Consider the following 8,854-nt stretch of genomic DNA (forward strand, 5'->3'; position numbering starts at 1 on the left):
GGACGGCCGAGGGGCTGATCCGCAAGGTCGGCAGAGGCACGTACATGCTCGAACAAGGCTGGACCTCCCCCGATTTGACGGATCGCGTCACACGCTAACTACGCGGCATTGCTCCTACCCGCCTGAGCTGCGCAAGCGCGCGGTGCGCATGGTCGCGGATCTGGCGGGCGAGTTCGGGGCAGAGCTGGTGCGGGCCATCCGGGCGGGCCTGGCCCAGGGCGCCAGCCCCATGTACGGTCTCCGAGGTCCGTCCAAGCTGACCTGGTACGACTTCGCGACCGAGTACGCGCGGGCACACTGGCTCGGCCATGCGGCGAAGAGCAGGGACGAGGTCAGCGATGCGCTGACAGCGATCACCCTGGCGATGTGCTGACAGCGATCACCCTGGCGATGTGCTGGGACATGCCGGGCCGACCGAAAGAGCAGCTGCTGCGCCGTGCCCTGCGGCACTGGGCCTTTGTCGTACCTGGGCCGGGGGAGCGGGAGATGCCGGCGGAAGACCGGCTGGTGCTGCAGTGGGTGGCGAAGGCGTCCCGGCCGCTGGTCGACCTGCACGATCCGGTCCTGGCGCGCGATGTGCTGGAGTCGCTGCGCCGCAAGCTCGACGGCGGCGAGGCGGCGGTGGAGACGATGCGCCGCAAGCGCAAGGTGCTGGTGCACGCGCTCCACTACGCCGTAGAGAGGGGCGAGCTGGGCAGTCATCCGCTGGAGAAGATCCGGTGGCGGGTGCCCAAGCCGGCCACCGCGGTGGACCCGCGAGTGGTGGCCAACCCGTACCAGGCACGGGATCTGCTGAGCGCCGTCTCCTACGTGGGCGGCTACCGCAGGGCCCGTGGCCGTCGGCTGGTCGGGTTCTTCGCCGGCATGTACTACGCAGGGCTGCGTCCGGAGGAGGCGGTCGCGGCAGCGCTGCCGGACTGCCGCCTGCCCCGGACCGATTGGGGGCGGCTGATCGTGCACCGCACCCTGCCGCAGGCGGGCAAACGGTGGACCGACACCGGCGAGTACCACGACGAGCGCGGCCTGAAGAACCGTCCACCAGGGGAAACGCGGGTGGTGCCGCTGCCGCCGCATCTGGTGGCGCTGTGGCGCGAGCACGTCGCCACCTTCGGCACGGCCGACGACGGCTGGCTGTTCTTCAGCGAACGCGGCGGCGTCATCAGCTACACCACTTTCCACCGGGTCTGGCACGAAACCCGAGAGCTTGCCCTGCCACCCGCCCTCACCAACACCCCGCTCGCGAAGCACCCGTACGACCTGCGGCACTCGGCGCTGTCCACCTGGCTGTGCGCGGGCGCGGACCCGGCCGAGGTCGCCCAGCGGGCGGGAAACAGCGTCGAGGTCCTGCTGAGCCGGTATGCCAAGTGCCTGTATGACCGGCAGTCCATCAACAACCAGCGCATCGAAGGGCTCCTGAGCGCCTACGACCGGCCACCCGAGCCCGATGAACCGGACGGGGAGTAGCTCTCCTGCACGAGCCGTGCGGGACGTCGGAGTGCCGTCGGTCAGACGGATTCCGCTGGTCGGGCGACGGTTCGCCTTGAGGATCCATGGTCCTTGCTCGGCTGGTGTGGGAAGCCGGCTGCTGATGCGCGAGGCATGCCGTCAGATCTTGGTGACGGTGGGAACGAGACGTGACCGTCATGGGGACGGGGACGGGGGCGGAACCCTTGGTGGCCCCGGCGTCGGGCTGGGGCCACCGAGGCCCTTGTCCTGACGTGCGGCTTACGGGATGTTCAGGCGCGCGATCTGCGGGTCGTGGTCGGTGGGCCGGACGGCGAACTCGCTGTTGGTGTGCACGGCGTCGAAGGCGTAGCCGGCGGTGACCAGGGCCGGGGAGATGAGCAGGTGGTCGAGGACCTGGGAGTTGCCTTCGTAGATGTAGCTGTAGCGGTCGCCGTCGGCCAGGGTGGCGGGCAGGTCCGTGAGACCCGCGGCGGTGAGCTTGCCGACGGCGGTGGAGAACTCGAAGTCGTTGAGGTCTCCGGCGACGATGATGCGGGCGTTCGGGTCGATGGTGGTGATCTTCTTGTAGAAGTCGGCGACGATCTGGGCCTGGGTGTTGCGGGTGGTTTCGCTGGGGCGCGTCGGGGGCTGGTAGCGGCCGAACAGGGGGTCGTCGCCGCCCTTGGAGTTGAAGTGGTTGGCGATCACGAACACCGGCTTGGAGTTGAAGTAGAACTTGCCGACCAGCGGCTTACGGCTGTCGTTGAACGCGGAGTTGCCCGGCTCGATGCGTCCGGGGTTGAGGCTCAACGCCACCCGGTCGCCGGAGACGCCGCTGTCGGAGACCTGGACGGCGGTGGTCGCGTCGCCGTGGGTGCCGGGTACGAAGGTCACCCGGTCGGTGCGGAAGAGGAAGCCGACCCGGATGTTGCCGTTCGGTTCGCCGCCGTCGGCGCCGTTGACCGGGTCGATCTGCCGGTAGTCGTAGGCGGGGCCGCCGGCGGCGCTGATCGCGTTGATCAGCTTGGCCCAGGTCTGGGTGGCGTCCGGGGTGCCGCCCTCGGGGCCGTTGTTGTCCTGGATTTCCTGCAGGGCGACGATGCCGGGTGCGGCGAGGTTGGTGACGATCTGTGCGGCCAGGGCGTCGAACTTGCTCTGCGGGTCCTTGGCGTCCAGGTTCTCCACGTTCAAGGTGGTCACGGCGAGTTGGCCGGAGGTGGGCGCGCTGGTGGTCTCCTTGCTCAGGCCGCCGTCCACGCGGGACAGCGCCTGGGTGAGCTGGAGCTTGAAGTTGCCGAAGCTGTAGTCGAGTACGCCGACCGCGGCGGTGGTGAAGTGGTCTCCGGTGTTGACGGCCGGGGTGGAGCCCGCGAGGGCCCAGTCGTCGAGCAGGATGCGCTCCGGGTTGGGGTCGTTCTGGCGCAGCACGATACCGCCGCGGGTGGTGCGTACGGCGGCGTTGGCCCCGTCGTCGCCCAGCACGGGTATTTCGCCGTACTGGTTGGTGGGTCCTGTGGCGACGGGGTTGTTGATCTGGACGAGCATGCCTTCCAGGGACTCGTAGAAGTCGATGCCGTCGGTGGCCGGGTCGAAGGTGCCGGAGCTCTCCACGTCACCGGTGGCGTCGTCGTCGATCACCGCCCCGGGCGGGATCCGGCCGCCGGTGCCGATCACCGTGGCGGCCGGCACCGTCCTGGTGCCCAGCTTGGTGATCGAGGGCGAGGTGAGCTCGGTGATGGTCAGGTTGGCCGTCGACGATCCGCCGGGACGGTACTCGCTGACCTTGCCGTTGACCGCGATCTCGTCACCCGCCTTCACCGTGGGGGTTCTCGATGTGTAGACGAACAGGGCCTCGGAGGTCGCGTCGTTGGTGTCCGGGCAGGGGTCCTGGTACCAGAAACCGTTGGAACCGACTGCGGTGACCACACCGCGGACGTTGCTGACATTCGCGCCGTTGAGCGGGGAGATGTGCTTGGCACCCTGGATGTCACGGATCCGGGTCGAGGTGTAGCCGCAGGTGTCCGCCGACGCTGTGGCGGGGGCGAGGACGACGAAGGACCCCGAAACGGCCGCGAGCAGAGCACCGGTCAGGAGACCTCGTCCCGAGCGGGATCTGGAGAGAACGAGGGCAGGCTTCACTGAGGACTCCAGGAGGAGGGATGGGGAAACCGTGTGGGGAAGGCGCCGGCTGCGGAAGCCGCGCGAAGCAGTGCGTGGGTTGGGGCGGCGCGGGCCGCGCCGCCCCAACCGTCACAAGTCCTCGATCACATACGGAACGGGCCGGTGATCTCGTAGGTGATGCCTCCGGAGGAACTGCCGGAGGTGCCGCGCTGGCTGGAGAAGTACAGCCGCCCCCCGTCGGGGGAGAAGGCCGGTCCGGCGATCTCCGAGCTGTCCTGGCCCTCGATCCGCAGGAAGGGGGCGACGATGTCGTCCGGGGTGATGATGCAGATCTCCATGTTGCCGCCGTCCTCGGCGACGTACAGGTCGCCGTAGGTGGAGCCGGTGACGTTGTCGACGCCGGTCAGCGGGGCGGTGCGGCCTGTGACCAGGTTGTCGTCGTAGGCCAGCTCGTAGGTGCTGTTGAGCAGGTTGACCTGCCAGACGCGGTTGTCGCCCTTGGTGGTGAACCAGACGGTGTCGCCGGCGTAGTGGCAGCCCTCGCCGCCGGCGAAGACCTTCGCGCCGGAGACCTGCTTGCGGGTGGTGGGCTGGCCGTCCGGGTCGGGCACGGTCGACCAGGTGAAAGAGCCGGAGGCGGCGCTGCCCGCGACCAGCACCTGCAGCGTGCCGGAGGACAGGTCGCCCCAGGTGGTGGGGATGAACCGGTAGAAGCAGCCGTCGGACTCGTCCTCGGTCATGTAGATGACCTTGCGGACCGGGTCGGCTGCGGCGGCCTCGTGCTTGAAGCGGCCCATGGCGGGCCGGCGGACCGCGGCGTTCACACCCCACGGGTCGGTCTCGTAGACGTAGCCGCGGGAGACCTCCTCGCAGGACAGCCAGGTGTTCCACGGGGTGGCGCCGCCGGCGCAGTTGCGGTTGGTGCCGGACAGGATGCTGTAGGCGCCGATGACGGAGCCCGTGGAGTTGAACTTGACGGCGCTCGCGCCGCCGGCGCCGCTGCTCAGTTCGGCGTTGGAGACGTAGATCCAGCCGTGCCGTCGGCGAAGCATGCGCCGCCGTCGGGGGCGCTGTGCCAGGTGTAAGAGGTGCCGGGGACGGTCTGGCTGGAGCGGGCGATAACTCTGCTGGTAAAGCCGGACGGCAGCATGATGCCGTTGGCGTCGGCGGCCAGCAGGCCACCGTAGGGGCTGGTGCCGTTCTGGGCCGGGGCCGCGTAGGCGGCGCCGTGCATGAGGGTGCCGCCGAAGACGGCGGCCGAGGTGCCGAGCACGGCACCACGCAGGAAGTTGCGACGTTCCACAGGTACTCCTTCGTCAACGAAGGGCGAACGATGACTTGTTGAGCGCCGCCGACTGGTCACCGGGACCCTAGGGCCGCTGGCAGGGGGCGGTAAGGATCCCTGGGGCGAACTCTTTTCGGCCGACCGGTGGGTAGATTTGGTGCAGAAAGGTTCAGTCCGCCGTCAAATGAACGATCAGGGAATCCTTGCGGACCAAGTGATGGAGGTTCCTTGCTGGGAAGGAGGACCAAGAACCTTGGGCCGGTGATCGTTGGTGTTTTCCCGCTCACCGATGCCATGGGGTCGTCGTGAGGCTGGCATCAGAGCCAGTCGCCTGGGGCGCGGTGTCAGTCGGCTCGGCGGTCGCTTGCTGCGCGGGCCGCGCGGAGTAGGGCATCGCTGGCCAAAGGGTGACCAGGGCCGCGGTCGGCAGCGGCACGAAACCCGCGACCTCGCCCTGCCGCCCGCCCTCGTCGGCACCCCCGCTCGCGAAGCGCCCGTACGCCCTGCGGCACTCGACGCTGTCCACCTGGCTGTGCGCGCGAAGTGTCTCTACGATCGGCAGTCCAGTAACAACCACCGCATCGAAGGGCTCCTGAGCGCCTACGAACAGCCGCCCGAGTTGGACGAGTAGCGCCGAGGCCGAGACATGACGACTCCCGGGTGCTTTCTTCTGGCGGTCCCGGGAGCTCATGGCTGCGCCAGCGCGATCGGCCGTACGTCTGTGTGCTGCTGGCGGTCAGCGCTATGGGGCGCTGCCCATCTCGGCGGTGAAGCCCACGGGGTCGCTGTCGAATCCTCGGACCATCTCGTGAAACTCCCACGCTCCGGAGGTATCCCGGGTGAACTCTGCCACGGTCGCCGCGGTGGATCCGGAGACCTGCGCGAAGTCATCCTTCAGCAGCTCCTTGTATCCCTCGACAATCAGCACTCCGGCATTCGATATGTCACCGAAGGTCTTGAGACAGCTGTTCTGGTGGATCGCCACGCCCACGACCACCCGTGCGAAGGAGGACGCGAGGCGATCGAGCTCCAGAGTCATCGCTTCGACATAGCCGAAGCCCTGACCGGTCTGGCTGTGCCGGCTCATGTTGATGGTGCCGTCCGGTGAGCGGCTGTCGAAGTGGACGACGTACACCGGCCGCCCGTAGGGGGCGTCCGCCGAGTAGGTGGCGGCGATGATGTCGAGATGATGAGGCGGCTGATTCCAGTGACTCGGGTCCCACTTGAGCCGTACCTCGGCCTTCTCCACTCCCTGGCTGCCGCTGCTCACTGGATTGCTGCCTCTCCCATACCAAGCCACCACGGGATCGGTCCCCCGCATGGTCAAGTATGGCTCTCGGCCATCCTGTTGAAGCCTTGTGCGGTCGGCTCCTTCGGCGGCCGGCGCGTTCGCGCGTGTGCCCGGCATCGTGCTGCCATGCTCTCTATGTCAGCCACACAGCGCTCGTTGACGCTGTGCCACGCTCCTGGTTCGAGGGCGTCGTCGTCGCTGTGCTCGCAGGGCTGGGGAGGAGAGCCGGGCCCGGGGTTCCCACCCGACCTCCAGTGCCGGCCGGGCGAGCTCCAGGAACTTCAGGTGCTCCTGGCGGAAGTCCCGATAGCGGCGTCGTACCGGCTGCGCTCTTCCTCACTGCCCGTCACCAGTTGTCCGAGCAGGCTGCTCGTGGTGATCGCCGCGCGGCGCAGGGTGCGCACGGCTTCAGCGACCAGCGTCGGCCCTTCCAGCATGACCTCCCGGCTGGCTCTGGTCACCTCGTTGAGCGCCGCTCGGGCGGCGGTCTGCATCTGCGCGACGAGGGCGGCTCGCAGCTGGGCCTCCGCGGTGGCGTCGACCTCCTCCACGCGCCACAACACCTCGGACAGTCCGTGCACCGCCGCACTCATCTCCCGGTACGCGTCGCACCGCCGGGTGCGTGCTTCTGCTGCCTGGGCCGCGTGCGCGGTGACCTCGGCATGCACCCGCGCGGATCTGGTGGCACCTCGGCCGGTGACCCAACTCGCGACCCCCGCCGTCCCGCCGGTGATGAGACCGATCCACCGACTGTTGTCGACCACAGCGGAATTGTGATAGCCGAGCGCACATCTGCAGGGAGTCGCCTACGCGCGGCCCGAAGCGGCCGCGCGGCGAGATGCTCCCCCGTCGTCCGCCGATGAGGAGCCCGCTGCAGATTCTGCCGTTGCCCTCTCTCCGGACTTCTGCTCCCGCAACCGGCGGACGCGCGTGACGAGGCCGGTGCTGGCGCCCCTGCTCCGGTGGCCGTGGACGCGCGGGTCGTCCGTGACATCGTAGCGCTTCACGTATGCCCCGAGGAACGCCTGGAGTGTGGCGACCGCCGGGATGGCGATCAGGGCGCCAACGGCGCCGAGGAGGGCGGTGCCGGCGATGACCGATCCGAAGGCGACCGCGGGGTGGATGTCGACGGTCTTCGAGGTCAGTTTGGGCTGCAGCACATAGTTCTCGAACTGCTGGTAGACCACGACGAAGATCAGTACCCACAGCGCGTACCAGGGATCGACCGTGAAGGCGATCAGCATGGCCAGCGCGCCCGCGAGATAGGTGCCGATGGTGGGGATGAACTGCGAGACCAGCCCCACCCAGACGGCGAGGACGGGCGCATAGGGAACGCCCAATGCTTGCAGCAGGATGTAGTGCGCGATGCCGGAGATGAGTGCCATCAGGCCGCGCGAGTACAGGTAGCCGCCGGTCTTGTTGACGGCGATCTCCCAGGCCCGCAGCACCTCGGCCTGCCGGGCGGGCGGCAGTACGGAGCAGAGCGCGCGGCGCAGTCTGGGTCCGTCGGCGGCGAAGTAGAACGCGAACAGGGTGATCGTCAGCAGCTGGAAGAGCCCCCCGAGGACCTGCGTGGACACGTCCAGAACGCCGGTGGCGCTGTTCTGCACGTAGTTGCGCAGCCAGTCGGAACGGAGCAGGCCCTCCTGGACGTCCACCCGCTTCAGGCCGGTGTCGAAGTGCGCGTTGATCCAGTTGATGACGGAGTCGAGATAAGCCGGGAACTCCTCGACGATCTTGATGATCTGCTCGGCGAGCATGGAGCCGAGCAGTGTGACGAAGCCGGCGGTCACGATCAGGAGGCTGAGGAAGACCAGGAAGGCGGCCAGTCCCCTGCGCATGCCGTGGGAGGCCAGCCGACTCACTGCGGGCTCGATCGCGAGGGCGAGGAAGAACGCGATGAGAATGTTGATCAGCAGGCCGAGGAGCTGGTGGAAGGCCCAACTGCCCAGTTGGAACACGGCGATGAGGGCGAGCGCCAGCATCAGGGCGCGCGGCAGCCAGCGCGGCATACGGGCACCCGACCCGGTGGCCCGCCCGGGCGGGGGCTGCGGGCTCGGCGCCGTGTCGAAGGCAGACGCGTGCGGGGTGGGCTGACTGGTCTCGTCTGTGCGTGCCACCGTGCAAGTCTCGCCCACGCCGTCCTGAGGCCGGACGCCGCCCGGTTCTTCCTGGATTGGCTGGCCGTTGCCCTGGCGTTCAGCCCAGGCGGTACGGTCGGCCTGCTCCGCGGCTCCCTACGCTCGAGGCGTTCTACAGCACTGTGAAGTCGCCGATGCCGTTGTCGTCCAGCCGGATGTTCCCGGGCTGGTTGTCCCGGTGCGTGCCGTCTGCCCGCCGACCTTGCGGCAGCGGAGGTGTGGGTCTCCCAGCACACCGTTCGATCGCACCAGCGGTGCAGCAGCGTGCGGTCGTGGCCGATGGTCAGCAGGTCCGTGGTGAGCCCCACGCGTGATGGCCAGCACGGCTGCGGGCCACCGGTCGACGTGAAGAAATATCCGAACGGGGCGGAGCAGAGGATACCCCGGCAGAGGGCGTGGAGATGCACGTACACCGAGTGCTCGGCTGACAGACCCTCTAGGGCCAATTCCGTTGCGTTAACTTGCGGGCGTAGTCTGCTGGGACCGTCTCGGGGGTGGTGTCGGTGGCCGAGGGTGTGCCGGAGTTATCGGGTCTTGGGCTGTTGACCTGGGTGTATCCGCCGGGTCTGG

At 68.4% G+C, this 8,854-nt stretch carries 6 protein-coding genes and 1 pseudogene; 2 read left to right on the forward strand and 5 right to left on the reverse strand.

Annotation, left to right across the window (positions count from 1 at the left end):
• Positions 1-148 precede the first annotated feature (148 nt).
• Together ACTWQJ_RS39555 and ACTWQJ_RS39560 are read left to right on the forward strand one after the other, a co-directional pair.
• Positions 149-373, forward strand: a complete 225-nt coding sequence (locus ACTWQJ_RS39555; RefSeq protein WP_443311269.1) for a hypothetical protein — start codon at positions 149-151, stop codon at positions 371-373.
• Positions 367-1,464 (forward strand): tyrosine-type recombinase/integrase, encoded by a 1,098-nt coding sequence (locus ACTWQJ_RS39560; RefSeq protein WP_443311270.1) that lies wholly within the window; start codon positions 367-369, stop codon positions 1,462-1,464. The genes ACTWQJ_RS39555 and ACTWQJ_RS39560 overlap by 7 nt, the downstream gene beginning before the upstream one ends.
• 261 nt (positions 1,465-1,725) lie before the next feature.
• Here ACTWQJ_RS39560 and ACTWQJ_RS39565 read toward each other — a convergent pair whose 3' ends face one another.
• The 5 genes and pseudogenes from ACTWQJ_RS39565 to ACTWQJ_RS39585 form a co-directional block, all read right to left on the reverse strand.
• On the reverse strand, positions 1,726-3,585 hold the full coding sequence (locus ACTWQJ_RS39565) for an endonuclease/exonuclease/phosphatase family protein (protein ID WP_443311271.1): 1,860 nt from the start codon (positions 3,583-3,585) through the stop codon (positions 1,726-1,728).
• Between the two features lie 125 nt (positions 3,586-3,710).
• Positions 3,711-4,870: pseudogene (locus ACTWQJ_RS39570) on the reverse strand (alkaline phosphatase PhoX).
• A 724-nt stretch (positions 4,871-5,594) separates the two neighbouring features.
• Entirely contained in the window at positions 5,595-6,122 is a 528-nt protein-coding gene (locus tag ACTWQJ_RS39575) for a TerD family protein (protein WP_443311272.1), read from the reverse strand.
• A gap of 302 nt (positions 6,123-6,424) precedes the next feature.
• Positions 6,425-6,907, reverse strand: a complete 483-nt coding sequence (locus ACTWQJ_RS39580) for a hypothetical protein (protein WP_443311273.1) — start codon at positions 6,905-6,907, stop codon at positions 6,425-6,427.
• A gap of 42 nt (positions 6,908-6,949) precedes the next feature.
• Positions 6,950-8,263, reverse strand: coding sequence for an AI-2E family transporter (locus ACTWQJ_RS39585; RefSeq protein WP_443311274.1), 1,314 nt, complete (start codon positions 8,261-8,263; stop codon positions 6,950-6,952).
• Positions 8,264-8,854 lie beyond the last annotated feature (591 nt).

Origin of the sequence: Streptomyces sp. KR55 (assembly GCF_052245645.1) — a bacterium.
GTDB lineage: Bacteria > Actinomycetota > Actinomycetes > Streptomycetales > Streptomycetaceae > Streptomyces > Streptomyces flavusporus.

What these genes read in the sequence shown, in the direction of transcription:
- ACTWQJ_RS39555 (WP_443311269.1), top strand. Translation starts at nt 149, where the DNA reads ATGGTCGCGGATCTGGCGGGCGAGTTCGGGGCAGAGCTGGTGCGGGCC.